Origin of the sequence: Pigmentiphaga litoralis, assembly GCF_014651835.1 — a bacterium.
In the GTDB taxonomy this organism is placed as follows: domain Bacteria; phylum Pseudomonadota; class Gammaproteobacteria; order Burkholderiales; family Burkholderiaceae_B; genus Pigmentiphaga; species Pigmentiphaga litoralis.
Window position 1 is genome coordinate 154,931 of the sequence record NZ_BMXQ01000003.1, and the last position, 19,907, is coordinate 174,837.

The 19,907-nt window shown below is 65.4% G+C and carries 19 protein-coding genes and 1 other RNA gene; 9 read left to right on the forward strand and 11 right to left on the reverse strand.

Annotated features, from left to right (window positions below; all coding sequences use genetic code 11):
* Positions 1-218: 218 nt before the first annotated feature.
* The 5 genes from IE116_RS23740 to IE116_RS23760 all read right to left on the reverse strand — a co-directional run bounded on the left by IE116_RS23740 (position 219) and on the right by IE116_RS23760 (position 4,356).
* A complete protein-coding gene (locus IE116_RS23740; RefSeq protein WP_189616134.1) occupies positions 219-1,079 on the reverse strand; it encodes a FecR family protein in 861 nt (286 codons plus the stop codon).
* A 114-nt stretch (positions 1,080-1,193) separates the two neighbouring features.
* Positions 1,194-2,171: a Bug family tripartite tricarboxylate transporter substrate binding protein gene (locus IE116_RS23745; RefSeq protein WP_229828867.1), complete on the reverse strand. Its 978-nt coding sequence runs from the start codon at positions 2,169-2,171 to the stop codon at positions 1,194-1,196.
* A gap of 39 nt (positions 2,172-2,210) precedes the next feature.
* Complete coding sequence (locus IE116_RS23750) at positions 2,211-3,077, reverse strand: amidohydrolase family protein (protein ID WP_189616136.1); 867 nt, start codon at positions 3,075-3,077, stop codon at positions 2,211-2,213.
* Between the two features lie 9 nt (positions 3,078-3,086).
* On the reverse strand, positions 3,087-3,878 hold the full coding sequence (gene dmpH, locus IE116_RS23755) for a 2-oxo-3-hexenedioate decarboxylase (protein ID WP_189616138.1): 792 nt from the start codon (positions 3,876-3,878) through the stop codon (positions 3,087-3,089).
* Between the two features lie 7 nt (positions 3,879-3,885).
* Positions 3,886-4,356, reverse strand: coding sequence for a carboxymuconolactone decarboxylase family protein (locus IE116_RS23760; RefSeq protein WP_189616140.1), 471 nt, complete (start codon positions 4,354-4,356; stop codon positions 3,886-3,888).
* On the opposite strand from IE116_RS23760, the gene IE116_RS23765 reads away from it, so the two are divergent.
* Together IE116_RS23765 and IE116_RS23770 are read left to right on the forward strand one after the other, a co-directional pair.
* Positions 4,355-4,672: a hypothetical protein gene (locus IE116_RS23765; protein ID WP_189616142.1), complete on the forward strand. Its 318-nt coding sequence runs from the start codon at positions 4,355-4,357 to the stop codon at positions 4,670-4,672. The genes IE116_RS23760 and IE116_RS23765 overlap by 2 nt on opposite strands.
* A gap of 4 nt (positions 4,673-4,676) precedes the next feature.
* Entirely contained in the window at positions 4,677-5,438 is a 762-nt protein-coding gene (locus IE116_RS23770; protein ID WP_189616144.1) for a GntR family transcriptional regulator, read from the forward strand.
* Here the strand turns inward: IE116_RS23770 and garD are convergent, their stop codons facing one another.
* The 3 genes from garD to IE116_RS23785 all read right to left on the reverse strand — a co-directional run bounded on the left by garD (position 5,439) and on the right by IE116_RS23785 (position 9,462).
* Positions 5,439-7,046: a galactarate dehydratase gene (gene garD / locus IE116_RS23775; protein ID WP_373303100.1), complete on the reverse strand. Its 1,608-nt coding sequence runs from the start codon at positions 7,044-7,046 to the stop codon at positions 5,439-5,441.
* Positions 7,047-7,159: 113 nt separating this feature from the next.
* Positions 7,160-8,320, reverse strand: a complete 1,161-nt coding sequence (locus IE116_RS23780; protein WP_189616146.1) for an L-talarate/galactarate dehydratase — start codon at positions 8,318-8,320, stop codon at positions 7,160-7,162.
* A gap of 146 nt (positions 8,321-8,466) precedes the next feature.
* Positions 8,467-9,462: a Bug family tripartite tricarboxylate transporter substrate binding protein gene (locus IE116_RS23785; RefSeq protein WP_189616148.1), complete on the reverse strand. Its 996-nt coding sequence runs from the start codon at positions 9,460-9,462 to the stop codon at positions 8,467-8,469.
* Between the two features lie 260 nt (positions 9,463-9,722).
* On the opposite strand from IE116_RS23785, the gene IE116_RS23790 reads away from it, so the two are divergent.
* Entirely contained in the window at positions 9,723-10,724 is a 1,002-nt protein-coding gene (locus IE116_RS23790; RefSeq protein ID WP_189616150.1) for a LacI family DNA-binding transcriptional regulator, read from the forward strand.
* A gap of 82 nt (positions 10,725-10,806) precedes the next feature.
* On the opposite strand, the gene rho is transcribed toward IE116_RS23790, so the two are convergent.
* Together rho and trxA are read right to left on the reverse strand one after the other, a co-directional pair.
* A complete protein-coding gene (rho, locus tag IE116_RS23795; protein WP_179590470.1) occupies positions 10,807-12,069 on the reverse strand; it encodes a transcription termination factor Rho in 1,263 nt (420 codons plus the stop codon).
* Positions 12,070-12,321: 252 nt separating this feature from the next.
* Positions 12,322-12,648 (reverse strand): thioredoxin TrxA, encoded by a 327-nt coding sequence (gene trxA, locus IE116_RS23800; protein ID WP_179590468.1) that lies wholly within the window; start codon positions 12,646-12,648, stop codon positions 12,322-12,324.
* A 454-nt stretch (positions 12,649-13,102) separates the two neighbouring features.
* On the opposite strand from trxA, the gene ffs reads away from it, so the two are divergent.
* The 5 genes from ffs to IE116_RS23825 all read left to right on the forward strand — a co-directional run bounded on the left by ffs (position 13,103) and on the right by IE116_RS23825 (position 17,556).
* Positions 13,103-13,200: signal recognition particle sRNA small type (gene ffs / locus IE116_RS23805), an RNA gene on the forward strand.
* 197 nt (positions 13,201-13,397) lie between these two features.
* Positions 13,398-16,154, forward strand: a complete 2,757-nt coding sequence (gene dnaX, locus IE116_RS23810) for a DNA polymerase III subunit gamma/tau (protein WP_189616152.1) — start codon at positions 13,398-13,400, stop codon at positions 16,152-16,154.
* Complete coding sequence (locus IE116_RS23815) at positions 16,151-16,477, forward strand: YbaB/EbfC family nucleoid-associated protein (protein WP_179590464.1); 327 nt, start codon at positions 16,151-16,153, stop codon at positions 16,475-16,477. The genes dnaX and IE116_RS23815 overlap by 4 nt, the downstream gene beginning before the upstream one ends.
* 16 nt (positions 16,478-16,493) lie before the next feature.
* A complete protein-coding gene (gene recR / locus IE116_RS23820) occupies positions 16,494-17,105 on the forward strand; it encodes a recombination mediator RecR (protein WP_189616154.1) in 612 nt (203 codons plus the stop codon).
* A gap of 73 nt (positions 17,106-17,178) precedes the next feature.
* A complete protein-coding gene (locus IE116_RS23825) occupies positions 17,179-17,556 on the forward strand; it encodes an MAPEG family protein (protein ID WP_189616156.1) in 378 nt (125 codons plus the stop codon).
* Positions 17,557-17,634: 78 nt separating this feature from the next.
* Here IE116_RS23825 and tal read toward each other — a convergent pair whose 3' ends face one another.
* Entirely contained in the window at positions 17,635-18,591 is a 957-nt protein-coding gene (gene tal / locus IE116_RS23830) for a transaldolase (RefSeq protein WP_189616158.1), read from the reverse strand.
* A 164-nt stretch (positions 18,592-18,755) separates the two neighbouring features.
* Between tal and carA the strand changes: the two genes are divergently transcribed.
* Positions 18,756-19,907 carry a glutamine-hydrolyzing carbamoyl-phosphate synthase small subunit gene (gene carA / locus IE116_RS23835; RefSeq protein WP_189616160.1) on the forward strand — a complete coding sequence of 384 codons (1,152 nt, stop codon included), beginning with the start codon at positions 18,756-18,758 and terminating at the stop codon, positions 19,905-19,907.

Sequence of the window (19,907 nt, forward strand, 5' to 3'; positions counted from 1 at the left end):
GCAGGGTCGGCTGCGTGTACGCGGATCAGTGCTGATCGCGCCAGTGCCAACCCGGCAAACGTTCCAACAACGTGCCCAGTTTCGATAAGTAAGCCTTAGATTATCGCGGGAAAACGCGCCGGCTGCAACTGGCGGGGCGAAATGTTGTAGCACAGGGAGGTCAGGCTGTCGACGCGTGGGGAAGGGGGGCGCGTGACCGGCACGCGCCGGGTCACGACTCAGCGCGCCACGATCTCGGTGACGTCGCCCTGTTGTTCCAGCCGCACGGGCAGCATTCCGGGCAGCGCCGCGGCAAAATCCTTGAACTGTTTCACGCCATACGTGCCGTCCACTGTCAGGGCGCTCACGGCCGACTGGCGCACGACCAGCCCGGTGCGCCCGTAACGTTCGAACTCGGCCACCGCCCGAGCCAGCGGCGTGTTCTTGAACACGATCCGCCCCTGACGCCAGGCGGTGATCTCGCTGGCCGGCAGATTCGCGATCGTTCCGAGCCGACCCTTTTCGTCTGCTGTCAGCCGCTGACCGGCGCTCAGGTCGCGCGGCGCGTAGTCCTGGCCGCCGTCCTGGGAACTGGATGCCATCATCTCCGACGACGCGGTGCTCGTGACCTTGACGGTGCCGGCTTCCACCGAGATGACCGTTCTGCCGGCTTCCATGCCCGTCTTGGACTGGCCGACCGAATAGATCGCGTCCGTGCCTTCGACCTGCGCGGCGCCGGCCAGCACATAGAACGGCTGCTCGCGGTTTGGCTTGATGTCGAACGACGCGCGGCCTTCTTCGACCAGCATGACCCGCCGGTTGCTGTACAGCCGGGCGTTCACGCTGGTGGCGGTGTCCAGTTGCAGCACGGTCTTGTCGGCGTCCACATCGGCGTCGGGCAGGGTGACCGTGACCGTCTGCCCGCGGTCGGCCACGTAGTTCTGTGTGTAGCCTGGCGAACTGCGCCAGGTCTGCCAGCCTATCCAGCCGCCGCCCAGCATGCCGGCCACGACGGCAAACGCCGCCGCGCCGATCGCCAGGCGGGCGAGGGGGGAATTGGGACGATCGCTGTCGTCGCGGGAAGGGTTGGATACTGTCATGGGGCAATCTGCACGATGGAAGCTAGCCTGCCATCGTAGCGGAATAGACGTTCAGGCCGCCCCGACCCCGCAATCCGTCCACCGGGCCCCACCCCGCGCCCGGCTGCTGCCGGCTCAGTCCAGCTTGATGCCCGACGCCTTGACGATCTCGCCCCACTTGGCCGTCTCGGCATCACGGAACGTGGCGAATTCGGCCGCCGTGCCGCCCAGGGGCTCGCCGCCCGATGCCGCCAGCTCTTCGCGGAAGGCCGGGTTGGCCAGCACGTCGTTCAGCGTCTTGTTCAGCTTGGCGGATACGTCCGCCGGCAATCCCGGCGGCGCCACCAGGCCGAACCATGCGGTGGAGGAAAAGCCCTGAACGGTTTCCGCAATGGCCGGAATGTCGTTCAGTCCCTTGACCCGCTTCGGCGACGCTACGCCCAGGGCCCGCATGCGGTCGGCCTTGACGTAAGGCAGGGTGCTGGGCGAGTTGTCGAACATCACCAGGATCGTCCCGCCCATCAGGTCGGTCGCGGCGGGTGCGCTGCCGCGATACGGGATGTGCATCAGGTTGACGCCCGCCTTGGTCTTGAGCAGTTCCATGGTCAGGTGGCTGGTCGTGCCGTTGCCCTGCGAGCCGTACGACACCTTGCCAGGGTTGGCCTTGGTGTAGGCGATCAGCTCGGCCACGGTCTTGAAGGGCGCAGACGGATTGGCCACCAGCATGATAGGCACGGCGCACACCAGGGCGATCGGCGTAAAGCCGGTCACGGGGTTGTAGCCCGGGTCTTTGTACAGATGCTGGTTGATGCTGAGCGGACCGGCGGTCGACAGCAGCAGGGTGTAGCCGTCGGGCTGGGCCCGCGACACGGCCTGGGCGCCGATGTTGCCGCCAGCGCCCGGACGGTTTTCAACCACGATGGTCTGCTTGAGCTCGCTGCCCATGCGCGCGGCCAGCTGGCGCGCGATCAGGTCGGTGGTGCCGCCCGCGGGAAACGGGACGACCATCGTCACGGGTTTGTCGGGGAAAGCGGCCTGGGCCGTGTGCAGCATGCTGGCAAGCGCCAGCCCGGCGGCAAGGGCGCCAAGGCGGTGGGTCAAGGGCAAGGTCAACGAAGTCTCCTGGTGATGTTTTTTGTCGTTTTGGGAATGTCAGATCTCGAAGCCGTACAGCCGCGACGGGTTCTCGACCAGCATGCGGTGCTGCATGGCCGGATCGGGCGCCCACAGCGGGATCAGATCGACAATGTCGCCGTCGTTGGGCATGGGGCCGACGTGGATCGGGTGCGGCCAGTTGGTGCCCCAGATCATCCGGTCGGGCCGCGCCGCGATCACCGCGTGGATCAGGGGCAGCATGTCGCGGTGCGGATAGGGCTCGCTGGACAGGCGGTACAGGCTGGCCAGCTTCACCCAGCAGCGGCCGGTGGCCAGCAGATCCAGCACGGTCCTGAACGCCGGCGAGTCCACGCCTTCGTCGGCACGGATGCGCGCCAGGTGGTCCAGCACGTAATCGCAGGGCAGGGCGCGCAGGCGGTCGGCCACGTCGACCAGTTCCGACGACGCATGAAAGTGCAGCAGCAGATGCCAGCCCAGTTCCCTGGCCTCGTCGGCCAGGGCTTCCAGCGCATCGAAGCCGACGCCGCCCGACACCACCGTGGACATGCGGTAGCCGCGCACGCCCCGGTCGTGCAGGGCCTGGCGTTGCGCCAGCGGCATGCCCGGCGGCGTGACCAGAATCGCGCGGATCCTGCCGTCCAGCCGGTCCAGGGCATCCAGCGTGGCCGCGTTGTCGGTCCCGTGCGCGCCGCCATGCACGATCACGCCGCGATCGATGCGCAGGGTGTCCAGCAAGTCCACATACTGTTCCAGCGTGCAGTCTTCAGGCGTGTAGCTGCGCTCGGGCGACAACGGAAAGCGCGCCTGCGGCCCGAACACGTGGGCATGCGTGTCGACGGCATGGCGCGGCATGACGAAGGTGGGCGTGCGGGTGGCCCGGTCGGGGCCCTGGCAGGGTTTCATGGTGTGCCCTCAGTCGGTAAAGCGCATGGTGACGGCGCCCAGGTCGCTGTAGCGCGCCTCGATATGGTCGCCGGGGGCAACCGCGATGGCTTCGGTGATGGCGCCGGCCAGAATGAAGGTGCCCGCCTTGAGCGCAATGCCGCGCACGCCCAGCAGGTTCGCCAGCATGGCCACGCTTTCGGCCGAATTGCCCAGCACGGCATCGCCGGTGCCCGACGCGACGACCTCGCCATTCTTGACGATCTCCACCTTGATCGACGCCAGGTCCAGGCCCGCCACGGGCCGTGTCGTGGTCCCGGCCACGAAGCGCGCCGCTGACGTGTTGTCGGCCACCACGCTTTTCAGGTCGAAGCGGAAGTTTTCATAGCGCGAGTCGATGATCTCGACCGCCGGCAACACGTGATCGGTCGCGGCCAGCACGTCTTCCATGCGCACGCCGGGGCCGATCAGATCCTGCTTGAGCACAAAGGCGATTTCGGCTTCGACTTTGGGATGGATCAGGCGCGCGCAGGAAATGTCGCCGCCATCCTGCACCCGGCCGTAGTCGGTCAGGAAGCCATAGACGGGGTCTTCGACGCCCATCTGCTTCATTTTGGCGTACGACGTCAGGCCCATCTTCAGCCCGGCAATGGTGACGCCGGCCGCTTCTTTGCGGGCGCGCAGCGCGTCCTGGATGGCGTAGGCGTCATGCCAGTCCATTTCGGGATAGTCGTCGGTGATCTTGGCGATCGGGGCGGCGTCCAGTTCGGCGGTGTCGAGCCGCAGGGCAAGTTCGTCGACGATGTCGTTTTCAATGGCCATGGCGTGCTCAGTTGGGGGTAGGCGTGGAAGCGGAAGCACCTGCGGCCGCGCGTTCGCGGTCGATGATCTTGGCAATGAATTCGGCGCCGCGGTTGGCGGCGGACACGCCGCGGAACACGTAGGCCAGGTTCACCACGGACTGCAGTTCGGCCCAGGTGGCGCCGGCCTTGCGCGCGGCCACGCCATGCATGAAAGCGGCATCGCTCAGTTCGACGACCAGCATGCCGAACAGCATGAGTTGTGTCTGCTTGGGATCGAAGGCGGAGTTTTCGATGGCATGCGCACGCACCTTTTCCTGCATGTCGAGGATGGTCGGGTCGAGCGCGCCGGTCAGATGCAGGCGGGCTTCCACGCGCGGCGGAAGAAAGCCGATCATGTCGCGATAGCCGGCGGCGCGGTCTTCCAGGGTGGCGACGGTATCGGCATAGGGGCCGACGGCGTCGATGATGGGGGTGGGGTCGAGGCGGGCAGCAGCCATGGAAGCTCCAGGAGGCGGCGCGCAGGGCGCGGCGCAGGGAAAGAGAGGTCGGGGTGAGGGCGAGAACGCGTTCGGCGAGACGATCGAGCATCAGGTCGACGACAAGATCGAGGACCCGGTCGACGACACGATCGACCACCTGATCGATTCTATCGATGGAATCAGTTTAATCGATTCTTTTTGGTTTCATCGAAAAATTGGGCCGGGTTGCGGGGAAACGCTAGAATGGCGGTTGCAGGCGGCACCGCCCTGTGCCGATCTGTCAGACCCGATTTCCCGTCGTGCTTGCGTGCTTTGCCAAAGATGTTTCGCCTGATTTAATGACCGCTTCTTCACCTTCGTCGCCTGCCGCGACGGCCTCCGACGCCACGCCGCCGTCGGCGCCCCTTGCCGGGACGTCGCCCGCCGCAGCGCTTGCCACGTCTTCCGCCACGCTCACTACCACGCTGGCCGAGGCCCTGCGCGCATCGATTCTTGATGGCGTCCTGTTGCCTGACACCAAGTTGCGCCTGGACGATCTGCGGGAGCAATACGCCGTCAGTCTGAGCCCGCTGCGGGAAGCCCTGGCGCGGCTGGGCGCCGAAGGGTTGGTGGTGCCGACCGACAAGAAGGGGTACCGGGTTGCGCCCGTGTCAGCCGCCGACCTGGAGGAAGTCACCGCCTTGCGGGTCAATCTGGAGGTATGGGCGCTCGGCGAATCGATCCGCAAGGGGGATGACCGCTGGGAAGACGCCCTGGTGGCGACCCACCACCGGCTGACGCGGCTGGAAGGGGGCGACCGTAGCGGGGACCGCCTGATCGCCTGGGAAAAAGCGCATCGCGCCTATCACATCACCTTGTTTTCGGCCTGTGGGATGCCGGTGCTGCTGCGCTTTTGCAATACGCTGCACGACCTGAGCGACCGCTACCGCCGGCTGTTCCTGGCCCGCAAGGCGCCCGACCGCGACGTGCCGGGCGAGCACGCGGCCATCTACCAGGCGGCCCTGGCCCGCGACGCCGCAGGGGCCACCGAGATCCTGCGGCAGCACTTGCAGCGCACCGGGACCAACCTGCTGCGGGAACTGACGGGCCGCGAAGGCTGATCAGGTCACCGGGGCCGGGTTGAACAGCACCAGTGCGTTATGCAGCTTCCAGTGCTCGGCCCATGTCTTCTTGCGGCCGCTGGCCACGTCCAGCATGAACTGGAACATTTCCCAGCCCACGTCGGCAATCGTCTTTTCGCCCGTCGCGATCGTCCCGGCATTGATGTCCATCAGGTCGTGCCAGCGTTTGGCCAGGTCGGCGCGCGTGGCCACCTTGATCACCGGCACCTGCGCCAGGCCATACGGTGTGCCACGGCCGGTGGTAAACACATGCAGGTTCATGCCCGCGGCCAGTTGCAGCGTGCCACAGATGAAATCGCTGGCTGGCGTGGCCGCGTAGATTAGGCCTTTCTGCTTGACCTTTTCGCCTGGTGCGATCACGCCCGAAATGGGGGAGGTACCGCTCTTGACGATGGACCCCATCGCCTTCTCCACGATGTTCGACAGGCCGCCTTTCTTGTTGCCCGGCGTCGTGTTGGCGCTGCGGTCGACCCGGCCCTGGCTCAGGTAGGCGTCGTACCAGGCCATTTCGCGGATCATGGCTTCGGCCACTTCGGGCGTGCTGGCGCGGGCAGTGAGCTGGTCGATGCCGTCGCGCACTTCGGTCACTTCGGAAAACATGACCGTTGCACCCGCCCGCACCAGCAGATCGGTGCAGTAGCCGACTGCCGGATTGGCGGTGACGCCCGAAAACGCGTCGCTGCCGCCGCATTGCACCCCCACCACCAGTTCGCTGGCGGGTACGGTCTCGCGGCGGCGGGCGTTCAGGCGGGTCAGGTGGATTTCGGCCTGCCGCAAGATCGAATCGACCATCGACATGAAGCCCACGTGCGCGTCGTCCTGCAGACAGACCACGTCCAGGGGCGCTTCGGTGGCGTGCGAGTCCGTTCCCGTCAGCCGTGATTGCTCGACCACCGCGATCGATCCAGGCGGCAGCAGGCGTTCGGGCTGCAGCTTTTCACAGCCCAGGCTCACCACCATGACTTCGCCGCCAAAATTCGGATTCAGGCTGATGTTGCGCAGCGTGCGGATCGGGATGATGGCATCGGGCGCATCGATGGCCACGCCGCAGCCGTAGCCGTGTTCCAGGGCGACCACATCGTCCACATTCGGAAAGCGCGGCAGCAATTCGGCCTTGATGCGCTGGACCGCAAAATCGGTCACGCCGGCCACGCACTGCACGGTCTGCGTGATCGCCAGGATATTGCGCGTGCCGACCGACCCGTCCGGATTGCGATAGCCCTCGAAGGTATAGCCTTCAAGGGGCGGCGCGGGTTCGGGTTTGATGGTGGCGATCGGCAGGCCGGTCAGCTCGCGCGCGGCCGGCATGGCCAGCAGGCGTTCGTGCACCCACATGCCGGCTTTCAGGTCCTTGAGCGCATAGCCGATCACCACGTTGTAGCGGCGCACTTCGCCGCCTTCCGGGATGTCGACCAGTGCGACCTTGTGGGCCTGGGGCACCTTGTCGACCAGCGTCAGCCCCGATGGAAAGACGGTACCCGGCGGCAGGCCACCGTCATTCACCACGATTGCCACGTTGTCGCGCGGGTCCATGGTGATGCACAGGGGCACGGTGCCAAGGGTCGCTTGGGTGGAAAGGTCAGCCATGATGCGATGTCCGAAAGCGTAAATGCATAAGAAGGAAGGCAAAGGTGGCGCGCGAGCTGCGTCTCAGGCCGGCCGGGCCAGCCAAATCGGCCGACTGGACCCGTGCGCCCTGTTCAAGGGCGCACGCCGGTTTCGGCGGCCTCGCGGGTCCAGTGCTGCGCCTTCTCGCTCAGGCTCAGGCCCAGCCCCGGCCGCGTGGGCACGAGCATGCGGCCGCCCTGGATCTCCAGCCGTTCATTGAACAGCGGTTCCAGCCAGTCGAAGTGTTCCACCCAGGGCTCGGTCGGGTACACCGCGCCCAGGTGCACATGCAGTTCCATGGCAAAGTGCGGGCCCAGGCTCAGCCCCGCCTGCTCGGCCTGCGCCGCCACCTTCAGAAAAGGGGTAATGCCGCCCACGCGCGGCGCGTCGGGCATCAGGTAATCGGCCGCGCGATGGCGGATCAGCTCGCCATGTTCGGCGGCGCTGGTCAGCATTTCACCGGTGGCGATCGGCGTGTCGAAGGCTGCGGCGAGGGCCGCATGGCCTTCGAAGTCGTAGGCGTCCAGCGGTTCTTCGATCCAGATCAGGTTGAACTGTTCGAAGATGCGGCACATGCGCTGCGCGGTCGGCCGGTCCCATTGCTGGTTGGCGTCGACCATCAGCGGCACGTGGTCGCCAAGATGCTTGCGAACGGTCTCGACCCGCTTGATGTCGGCCGCCAGATCCGGCTGTCCGACCTTGAGCTTGATGCCGCCAATGCCGCGTTCCATCGATGCCTGCGCATTGACCACCAATTGGTCGATGGGGGTGTGCAGAAAGCCGCCCGAGGTGTTGTAGCACTGCACCGAACCGCGCTGCGAGCCCAGCAGTTTCGACAGGGGCAGTCCGGCGCGCCGCGCCTTCAGGTCGTACAGCGCCACATCAAACGCGCCAATGGCCTGCACGCCCATGCCGCTGCGACCCACCGACGCCCCCGCCCAGCACAGCTTGGTCCAGAGCCGGGCGATGTCGCTCGGATCTTCGCCAATCAGTGCCGGCGCGATTTCCTTGGCATGCGCAAACTGCCCCGGGCCGCCCGCCCGCTTGGCGTAGCTGAAGCCCAGGCCCCGATGCCCGTCCCGCGTTTCGATCTCGGCAAACAGCATGGCGATTTCGGTCATCGGCTTCTGGCGGCCGGTCAGCACCTTGGCGTCGCTGATCGGGTTGGCAAGCGGCAGATAACACGACGAGACACGCACCCAGGCGATGCGGTCGTCGTAGGCAGGGGAGTCAGAAGGCAAGGGCGAAGTCATGCAGATTCTTCCGTTAGCGGGGTCAGGTAGAGGCGGGCAGGGCGGTCATGGCGTCAGTTACGCAGCGCGGGCAACGCCGGGTGACTGACTCGACGCGGTCGTCCGACCTGGCGAGTCGGCGTGGTGCCTCGACGTCATTGCTCGACTCACTCGATCGAAATCTTGCCGGTCTCGATCACCTGCTTCCACCGCGTGTATTCCTTGCGCTGGAATTCGGCAAACTGGGCTGGGGTATTCGTGACCATCTCGAAACCGATGGACGTGAACTGCTCCTTGACCTTGGGATCGTTCAGCGCTTCGACAAAGGCAGCATGGGCCTTGTCGCGCACGGCGGGCGACAGGCCCTTGGGCGCGACGATGGCTTGCCACGATGTGACGTCCACGTTCTGGATGCCGGCTTCCGACAGGGTCGGCACGTCAGGCAACACGGCCGAACGCGTCGGGCTGGCAATCGCCAGCGCGCGCATCTTGCCACCCTTGATGTAGCCGACCACCGAATTGATGTTCTGGAACGAGGCATCGACCTGGCTGCCCATCAAGGCCAGGTGCGCAGGTGCGCCGCCCTTGTACGGAATGTGCGAGCCCGACGTGCCGGTCTGCTGCCAGAACAATTCGGTGGTCAGGTGATCGCTGGTGCCGTTGCCGGCCGACGCAAACGTCATCTTGCCGGGATTGGCCTTCTCGTACGCAATGATGTCGGCCACGCTTTTGTGCGGCGAATTGGTCGGCACGACCAGGATGTTCGGCGACTGCACCGCCACCGTGATCAGGTCGAAGTCCTTCATCGGGTCGTACTGCATGCCCTTGATCAGGTGCGGCGTGATCACCAGCGGCCCGAGCGACGTCACCAGGAAGGTATGGCCATCGGGCGCAGCGCGCTTCACGATGGCCGCGCCAATGGTGCCCGTGGCGCCTGCCTTGTTGTCCACCACGAACGTCTGCTTGAACTTTTCCGTCAGGATCGGGCTGATGGCACGGGCCACCTGGTCGGTCGACCCACCGGGCGGGAAGGGCACGACCAGCGTGATCGGCGTATCGGGCCAGGTGCTTGCCTGGGCGTGTGCATGGGACTGCGCGTGGACCGGTGCATGGGCGGTCAAGGCGGTCAGGCCAATGGCCAGGGCGCTCATCAAGAATTTCATAAGGTGTCTCCGGGTGACGCCGCGGGCGTCGTTGGCTTGGTCTTGTAGGTGGTGCGAATGGCGCAACGAGGGCGTTATGACAACGTTGTCATTTCTGCGAATGATATCGTTGTCATTTTTGCTGGTCAAGCTCGTGCGGCTAGGGGTTTTCGTCAGTCTGCCGCGCGTACGGCGCGTGCCCGTCTCCCCGTCCGGGTGCGCAAAACGACTTCTGGTAAGGTTCGCGCTTGTTTGCAGGCCTGCCTTGACCCTTGAATGCGATGACCCCCGTGACCCCATCCAAAGCCGCCACTCTTCATGACGTCGCCCGCGAGGCCGGGGTGTCGCTGATCACCGCGTCGCGCGCGCTGAGCAATCCCGGGGTCGTCTCGGCAAAGACCATCGCCAAGGTCCAGGCGGCGGTCGAGGCCACCGGCTACATCCCCAATTTGCTGGCCGGCGGCCTGAAGTCCAAACGCAGCTTGATGGTGGCGGGGGTGGTGCCGGCCCTGGCCGTCTCGCAATTCCTGCCTACCGTGCAGTCGCTGACCAACGAACTGGGCGCGGCCGGGTACCAGCTGCTGCTGGGGCAGACCAACTACGACGCCGAGGTCGAAGCCTCGGTGCTGAACACCATGATCGGCCGCCAGCCCGATGGCATCGTCATTACCGGTCTCGTGCAATCCGAAGCCGCGCGCGACAAGCTGCGCCGGTCCCGGATTCCTGTCGTGGAAACCTGGGACCTGTCCGACGAACCCATCGACAAGCTGGTGGGCTTTTCGCACCAGAAAGTCGGCGCCGCGGTCGGCAGCTACTTTTTGGAGAAGGGCTGGACCCATATCGGCATCGCCAGCGGCAGCGACCACCGCGCCCGCATGCGCCGTGACGGCTTCATCGCCGCCCTGGGCCGTGATGTGCCCACGGCCTTCGTGTCACCGCCCAGCAATCTGGAACGCGGCCGCCGGGCCCTGGCGGACCTGCTGGCGCTCGACCCCCGCCTTGACGCCGTCTGCTGCAGTTCAGACCAGCTGGCCCACGGCGTCATGGTCGAAGCCCAGGCGCGCGGCCTGCGCATTCCGCAAGACCTTGCCATCTGCGGCTTCGGCAACGCCGACTTCAGCGCGCACATGGTGCCCTCGATCACCACCGTCCACGTCGACGGCCCCGACATCGGCCGCCTGGCCGCCCGCCTCATCATCGACCACTGCCGTGGAGCGCCGATCGCGGAATCGATCATCGACGTGGGCTTCAGGATCGTGGAGCGGGAATCGACGGCCCGGTAAAGGAAATAAAACGGCAATAAAAAAGGCCACCCTTGCGGATGGCCTTGTCGACACGGCGCGGTCAGGCGCCGGGATCAGGCAATTACTTGCCTTGCTTCATCAGATCGAAGAACTCCGAGTTGTTCTTGGTCGAGCGCATCTTGTCGAGGATGAATTCCATCGACTGCACTTCGTCCATGTCGAAGATGAACTTGCGCAGGACCCAGACCTTGGCCAGCACGTCCGGCTTGATCAGCAGTTCTTCGCGGCGGGTGCCCGACTTGTTCAGGTTCATGGCCGGGTAGACACGCTTTTCGGCCAGGCGGCGTTCAAGGTGGACTTCGGAGTTGCCCGTGCCCTTGAATTCTTCATAGATCACGTCGTCCATGCGGCTGCCGGTTTCGATCAGCGCGGTGCCGATGATGGTCAGCGAGCCGCCTTCTTCGATGTTGCGCGCCGCGCCAAAGAAGCGCTTGGGGCGCTGCAGGGCGTTGGCGTCGACACCACCGGTCAGGACCTTGCCCGACGCAGGCACGACCGTGTTGTACGCGCGGGCCAGGCGGGTGATCGAGTCCAGCAGGATCACGACGTCTTTTTTCAGTTCGACCAGGCGCTTGGCCTTTTCGATGACCATTTCGGCGACCTGCACGTGACGCGTGGCGGGTTCGTCGAACGTCGAGGCGACCACTTCGCCGCGCACCGAGCGCTGCATTTCGGTCACTTCTTCCGGACGCTCGTCGATCATCAGCACGATCATGGTGATGTCGGGGTGGTTGGACGTGATGGCGTGCGCAATGTGCTGCATCATCACCGTCTTGCCGGACTTCGGGCTGGCGACCAGCAGGCCGCGCTGGCCTTTGCCGATCGGCGAGAAGATGTCCATGATCCGGCCGGTCAGGTTCTCTTCGCTCTTGATGTCGCGTTCGAGGCGCAGCGGCTTGTTCGGGTGCAGCGGCGTCAGGTTTTCAAACATGATGCGGTGCTTCATGCTTTCGGGCGCCTGGCCGTTCACCTTGTCGACCTTGACCAGGGCAAAGTAGCGCTCGCCGTCTTTGGGCGTGCGCACTTCGCCTTCGATCGAGTCGCCGGTGTGCAGATTGAAACGGCGGATCTGCGACGGCGAGATATAGATGTCGTCGGTACTGGCAAGGTAGGAAGTGTCGGGCGACCGCAGGAAGCCGAAGCCGTCGGGCAGCACTTCGAGTACGCCGTCGCCGAAAATCGGCTCACCTTGCTTCGCCCGGCGCTTCATGATGGCGAACATCAGTTCTTGCTTGCGCAGACGGCTCGCGTTCTCGATTTCGAGCGTGGCGGCCAGTTCAAGCAGCTGCGAAACGTGCTGCGCCTTGAGTTCGTTGAGATGCATCTCGGGTAAAGCTCCGGGAGGAGTTCTGGTAATGGTTCGCCCTGGGAGGGCATAGCGCGTCGCCTGCGCCACGGTGACCGGATCGGCTTGCAGCCGTTCCCCGGGAACCCGTGGGCGGGTGCGGATGTTTTCTTGGACTGGGTAGTCTGCCGGGGGTGATCCCCCGGCGGGAGGCCCCGGGCGAAAAGCCTCGGAGCTTCCTGGGGTCATACGTATATGCCGCGCCTGGGTAAGGCGCTCAAGTCCGTCGCGTCAGATGGCGCTGTCGATGAAGGCCGTCAGTTGGGACTTGGAAAGCGCGCCGACCTTGGTCGCGACGACCTGGCCGTCTTTGAACAGCATCAGCGTCGGGATGCCGCGGATGCCGTACTTGGCGGCCGTGGCGTTGTTGTCGTCGACGTTCAGCTTGGCAATGGTGATCTTGCCCTGATAGGTGCCCGCGGCTTCTTCAAGGATCGGGGCAATCATCTTGCAGGGACCACACCACTCGGCCCAGTAGTCTACAAGGACCGGACCCGATGCCTGGATTACGTCGGCATCGAAGCTGGAGTCGCTCACGTGCTTGATCGCGTCGCTCATGGTTTTCCTTCTGGGGGTGTGCGTGATGCGCCGGGGGTCGTTGCTGTCACGCGGTAAGAATGGATGGAGAGGGTTGCTTGTGGTCGTGAACTCAGGTTGCCGTGATCAGCTGCCTGAACTTCAGCTGCATGAACTTCAGCTGCCTGAACTCGGATTCCAGGTCATTGCGGGTGCGAACGTGCGCGGGCCTGACGGGATAACCCCGGGAGCACGTGGTGACTGCAGGTGCAAGACTGGGGAGGGGCAGGTGGGCGCCGGAATCGGTCGCGGCGAAGAGCCCGAGATGCCTTAATGGTAACCGTAAAAAAGCGGTTTTTCAAAGCGACGGCGGCAACGCCCGACAAATTGTCGTCTTTGGCAGGCAAGGGCAGGGAAAATGCGCGGGGGCAGCGTTGGGAATCCGCCACGGCGCGGGCCCGAAATGCCGGTTTGCCGACCTGCTACAATTCACCCCGGCGGGCCCCTTCGCATGGCGGAGCGGTGAACCTGGTCAGGTCGGGAACGAAGCAGCCACAGCTGTATCCCGTCAGTGCCGAAGTCAGGCTCGCCACCTCATTTCACGGACCTCTGCGTTATCGCAGCGGTCCGTTTTCATTTGGGGCCGGGCCGACTTTTTGCAAGTCGTGGGCGACGGTTGTGTTTTGCCCTTTTTGCCTCATCTTCACGCTGGCGCCCCGCCGTGCCTTGCCTGCACGCCGCCTGGCGCCTTGCTCCCCCCTCACTTCTTTCCCCGCGGCTACAATCCCTGCATGACTTATCTGGTGCTGGCTCGCAAATGGCGGCCGCGTTCGTTTGAAACGCTGGTCGGACAAGAACACGTAGTACGTGCGCTTTCGCACGCGCTCACCACGCAGCGGCTGCATCACGCCTGGCTGTTCACGGGCACGCGGGGCGTGGGCAAGACGACGCTGTCCCGGATCCTGGCCAAGTCGCTCAATTGCGAGACGGGCATCACGCCGACGCCGTGTGGCGTCTGCCGCGCCTGCACCGAGATCGATGCGGGGCGTTTCGTCGACTATCTGGAGCTCGACGCGGCGTCCAACCGCGGCGTCGACGAAATGACCCAGCTGCTGGAACAGGCGGTGTATTCGCCGACATCCGGCCGCTTCAAGGTCTACATGATCGACGAAGTCCACATGCTGACCGGGCACGCGTTCAACGCCATGCTCAAGACGCTGGAAGAGCCGCCGCCGCACGTCAAATTCATCCTGGCCACCACCGATCCGCAAAAGATTCCCGTGACGGTGCTGAGCCGCTGCCTGCAGTTCAACCTGAAGCAGATGCCGCCGGAATCGATCGTCGGCCACCTCGATCACGTGCTGCAGGAAGAGCAGATGCCCTTCGAGACCGGGGCGCTGCGGTTGATCGGCCAGGCCGCGCGCGGGTCGATGCGCGACGCGCTGTCCCTGACCGACCAGGCCATCGCGTACAGCGCGGGCAATCTTTCGGAAGAGGCCGTGCGCGGCATGCTGGGCACCATCGATCAGCGCCACCTGGTGCGCCTGCTCGACGCCGTGGCGTTGGCCGACGGCCCGGGCGTGGTGGCGGTGGCCGACGAATTGTCCTTGCGCAGCCTGTCGTATGCCGGCGCGCTGGCCGACCTGGCGGTGCTGCTGTCGCGCGTTGCGCTGGCGCAGCGGGTGTCGGGCACGGTGCCCGACGAAGATCCGCTGGCGGCCGATATCGCGCGCCTGGCGTCGACCCTGTCGCCTGATCACGTGCAGCTGTTCTATTCGGTGGCGGTGCACAGCCGCGCCGAACTGCCGCTGGCCCCCGATGAATATGCGGGCTTTGTGATGGCGTGCCTGCGGATGCTGGCGTTTACCGCCGAGCCCGGCGACACGCCGCCGCCCATGGCCACGCCATCCAAACCGGCCGCAACCCGCGCGGCGCCGCTGCGTTCGCCGTCGCCGGTGGCCGCGACGAGCGCGCCGGTCGCGCCTCGGAGTGGCGTGGCGACGTCGGGCGCGGCGTCCACGCCCGCAGCGGGCGTTTCGCCAGTGGCGGCTGCGCCTGCCGAACTGGCGCCAGCTGCTACGGCTGGATTGCCCTCGGCGGTGCCGGCTGGTCTGGCATCGCCTGCGGCTGAAGTTTCCGCCCCCGCCGCGGCGCCTGCGAAGCTGTCGCCCAGGGCGATGGCATTGCAAGCGGCCAACGCCGCGTTGCAGCGGTCCGCCGGGCCGGGTGGTTCGCGCGGCGCGTCGTCGCGGGCAGCCGCGGCAGCCAAGCCGGCTGAACCGGTAGTTGCGCCGGCTGTGAAAGCCGTCGATGTTGCTCCGGTTGCGCAGCGTGCCGCCGCCGTCGAGCCCGCTGCCGCAGCGGAACGTGCGACGACGGTAGAGCCCGTCACCCTAACCGAGCCTGCGACGGCAGGACAGCCGGTCACTGCAACCGAGCCTGTGACGGCAACGCAGCCTGGGCCGGCAACGCAGTCTGGGCCGGCAACACAGCCTGGGCCGGCAACACACCCCGCCGCCGCAACGCAGCCTGCTGCGGCCGTTGACCTTGCGGCTCCCGCCAAAACTGCTGCACCCGAAGCGGCCGTACCTGTCGAGCCCGCTGCGGCAGTCGAACCCGCTGCGGCAGTCGAACCTGCTGCGGCACCCCAGCCGACTCTCGCGCCAGCGCCCCAGCTGTCCGAAATGGACGCGTTCGAAGCCTATGCCTCGCAGGGTCCGGACGACGACTTCGACGGGTATTCGGGGGCGCCGCCGGAAGACGCCTACGACGATTACCCGACCACGGGCAAGACGACGGCAACGCGTCCGGCTGGCAATCGGGGCGCCGCGCCGCGCGGCGCAGGACCCGCGGCTTCAACTGCGCCGGGCCGAGCGGCCCCGCCAGCCCGCTCGCCTGCCGCTGCACGCGGCGGATCGCCGACGGCTGTGCCTGCCGCCCTGCGCAGCGCATCGCCCGCGGCCAGCCCCGCGCGCGATGCGGCGCCATCGCCCCCGGCCGCCCCAACGCGCGATGCGGCGCCGTCGCCGCGTGCCGCCACGGCATCCAACGACGCCGACAGCACGCTCCGCGCTGCCGACCGCAACACGCCTGTGGCGGGTGCACCGGCCGCCACGCCGTCCGATGCCCCCGCTGGCTCCATCACCCTGACCGAATCCTGGGCGACGCTTGCGGCCCGCCTGCCGCTGCGCGGCCTGGCGGCGCAGCTGGCGCAGCAAAGCGAATGGGTCGGTGTGGAGGGCGCGACGATCGTGTTGCGCGTCGCCACGCGTACGCTGTCGGAAGGGGCGGGCGTGGAACGCCTTCGCGTCGTCCTGGAAGCGCATTTCGGCACGGCCGTCAGGCTGCGGTTCGAGATCGGAAAAACCGGCGACAATACGGCCTATGCCGCCGCGGTGTCCGAGCGTCAGGCACGGCAGGTAGCGGCGGAACAGACCATTATGGCGGACCCCTTCGTACGGGATCTGCTCGACCAATTCGGTGGAAAAATCGTCCCGGACTCGATCCGTCCGGTGACCCCCGACACTCAACAAGGAACTCCATCATGATGAAAGGACAACTCGCCGGCCTGATGCGTCAAGCGCAGCAGATGCAGGAAAACATGAAGAAGGCCCAGGAAGCGCTGGCCGACATCCAGGTCGAAGGCGCCGCGGGCGGTGGTCTCGTCAAGGTCGTCGTGACCTGCCGCAATGACGTCAAGCGCGTCAGCATCGACCCCAGCCTGCTGTCCGAAGACAAGGAAATGCTGGAAGACCTCATCGCCGCCGCGTTCAACGACGCGCTGCGCAAGGCCGAGGCCACCAGCCAGGAAAAGATGGCGTCGGTCACGCAAGGCATGCCGCTGCCACCGGGCATGAAGCTGCCCTTCTGATTGCCGGACGCCGTTGATGGCTACTGACAGAACCTCCGGACCGGCGCCGCTGGCCATGCTGGTGGACGCGCTCAAGCGTCTGCCCGGCGTGGGCGTGAAGTCGGCCCAGCGCATGGCCTACCACCTGCTGCAGCACGACCCGCACGGGGCGCGCCAGCTGGGCCAGGCGCTGACCGACGCGGTACAGCGCCTGCGGCATTGCGCGCGCTGCAATACGTTTACCGAGTCGGAAATCTGCGAGACCTGTCAGAGCCCGCGCCGCGACCCGACGCTGCTGTGCATTGTCGAGACGCCGGCCGACCAGAACATGATCGAAGCCAGCCACAGCTACCAGGGGCTGTACTTCGTGTTGATGGGGCGCTTGTCGCCGCTGGAAGGCATCGGGCCGCGCGAAATCAGTTTCGACCGGCTGCTGGAGCGGGCCGCCGACGGCATCGTGAAAGAGGTGATCCTGGCGACCAATTTCACGACCGAAGGCGAAACGACGGCGCATTACCTGGCTGAACTGCTGCGGGCGCGCGGTCTGAACGTCACGCGCCTGGCGCGCGGCGTGCCTGCCGGCAGTGAACTCGAATACGTGGATGCCGGCACGATCGCATGGGCCCTGATGGACCGCCGCGCGTCGTGACGCTGTTCCCGTTCATTGAACCAGACCTCGACACCGACGTGTCGGCCACGGCCTCGGGCCAGGGAAGATTGCCATGACCATGGTGCTGTGGTGCGTGCTCATTGCCGGGATGCTGCATATCGTTTGTGCAGGCATCGCCAAGTACGGGGCCAAGGGCTTCGACAACAACAATCCGCGTCAGTGGATGGGCACGCTGGAAGGCTACCGCGCGCGGGCCGATGCGGCCCAGGCCAATACGCTGGAAGCCCTGCCGTTCTTTTTCATTGCGGTGGCGCTGGCGGTCTATACCAATGCGCCGCTCGGCACGTTGCAGATGCTGATGGTGGCGTGGCTGCTCGCCCGCGTCGCCTACATCTGGTTCTATATCCGCGACAAGGCCACGCTGCGATCGATCGTGTGGACCGTGGCGCTGGCGATCAATATCGGGATTCTGTTTTCGGGCCGTATCTGACCGCAACCTGAGCGCAATCGAAAAAGGCCGGATGGCGCGTTGAACGCCATCCGGCCTTTTTTCTTGAAGCGACCCGGCTTATGCGGTGGCGGCAGCCCCGAGCAACCCATCCAGCTTGCGCGCATCGGCCGCAAACGCGCGAATGCCTTCCGACAGTTTCTCGGTCGCCATGGCGTCTTCGTTCAGCATCGTACGGAAGGTGATCTCGTCCGCCGTGATGCGTTCCGGCTTGGCCTGGGCCGCGCGTTCCGGCGTCAGGCGCAGGGGCACGTCGCCCTCGGCCTGTTCCAGTTCGGCCAGCAGCTCGGTGCTGATGGTCAGCAGGTCGGACCCCGCCAATGCCGTGATCTGGCCCACGTTACGGAAACTCGCGCCCATGATTTCGGTCGGAATCCCGTAGGTCTTGTAGTACTCATAGATCCGGCTGACCGATTTGACGCCTGGATCGTCGATGCCGGCGTTGGCGGCTTCGTCCCAGTCCTTGCCGGCGCTTTTCTTGTACCAGTCGTAGATGCGGCCCACGAACGGCGAGATCAGCTGTGCTCCGGCGTCGGCGCAGGCGACGGCCTGCACCAGCGAGAACAGCAGGGTCATGTTGCAGCGGATCCCTTCGGCCTGCAGCACGCGGGCGGCCTGGATGCCTTCCCAGGTCGATGCGATCTTGATCAGCACGCGTTCGCGCGGAATGCCGGCGGCTTCGTACCAGGAAATGATGGTGCGGCCGCGCTCGACGGTGCCGCGGGTATCGAACGACAGGCGTGCATCGACTTCGGTCGATACTCTGCCGGGAACGATCTTCAGGATTTCGGTGCCAAACGAGACCAGCAGCCGGTCCATCACGTGCGTCAGCGACTCGTTGCGATAGTCGCGCACGGCACGGTCGAGCAGGGGGCGATAGGCCTCTTTCTGAACGGCTTTCAGGATCAGCGACGGGTTGGTCGTGGCGTCGGTCGGACGGAAGGCGCGCATGGATTCGAAGTCGCCCGTGTCGGCGACGACGACGGTATGCTGGCGCAAGGATTCAAGCTGGTTCAACTCATTTGCTCCGTTAGTAGGGGTGTCTGATGGGGTATACTTGTAAGGTTTAACGTTTTCATTTCACGCCTCCCCCCCTAGCGCGTATCTATTCCGCTGCAGCTCAACTTGGCCCCTCCTTGTGGAGGACCCCATGGGGGAGGACTCGACTCGGAGATCTTCTCTTGTTGCCGTCTCTCTTTCCCGAGACTACCCCCGCAATTCTGGCGCTTGCCGATGGCACGATCTTTCGTGGCATCTCGATTGGCGCGTCGGGACATACCGTGGGCGAAGTCGTCTTCAATACTGCGATTACCGGCTACCAGGAGATTGTTACCGATCCAAGCTACAGCCGGCAGATCGTGACGCTCACCTATCCACACATCGGCAATACCGGCGTGACGTCGGAAGACGATGAAGCTAGCAGAATACATGCGGCTGGACTGGTGGTGCGCGACTATTCATTGATGGTTTCGAATTTCCGTTCGGAACGCTCGCTGGGTGATTACCTGAAGGACCAGAACGTCGTCGGCATCGCCGGGATCGATACCCGCAAGCTGACGCGTATCCTGCGCGAGAAGGGCGCTCAGGCAGGCTGCATCCTGGTCGGCGACGACGCCGAGGAAGCGCTGCGCCTGGCGCGCGAATTCCCCGGGATGGCGGGCATGGATCTCGCCAAGGTCGTGACGGTCAAGGACAGCTACACCTGGTCGGACAGCGTCTGGAAACTGGGCGAAGGCCACAGCACGCCCGCACCCGGCAAGTTTCACGTGGTGGCGATGGACTTCGGCGTGAAGCGCAACATTCTGCGCCTGCTGGTGGAACATGGCTGCCGCGTCACGGTGGTGCCCGCGCAGACGTCGGCGGAAGAGGTGCTGGCCTTGAACCCCGACGGCCTGTTCCTGGCGAACGGCCCCGGCGATCCGGAACCGTGCGACTACGCCGTCGCGGTCACCAAAGAATTCCTTGAGCGCCAGAAGCCGGTGTTCGGCATCTGCCTGGGCCACCAGATCCTGGGCCTGGCGGTGGGCGCCAACACGCTCAAGATGAAGTTCGGTCATCACGGCGCGAACCACCCCGTGCACGACGTGATTTCGGGCCGGGTCTTCATCACCAGTCAGAACCACGGATTTGCCGTCGATCCGGCCACCTTGCCGCCCAACGTGCGTGTCACGCATGTGTCGCTCTTTGACGGGTCGCTGCAGGGGTTCGAGCTGACCGACCGGCCGGCGTTCTGCTTCCAGGGCCACCCGGAAGCCAGCCCCGGACCGCATGACATCGTCATGCTGTTCGAGCGCTTCGCCCAAATGATGCAACACAGCAAGCAACAAGGTTAA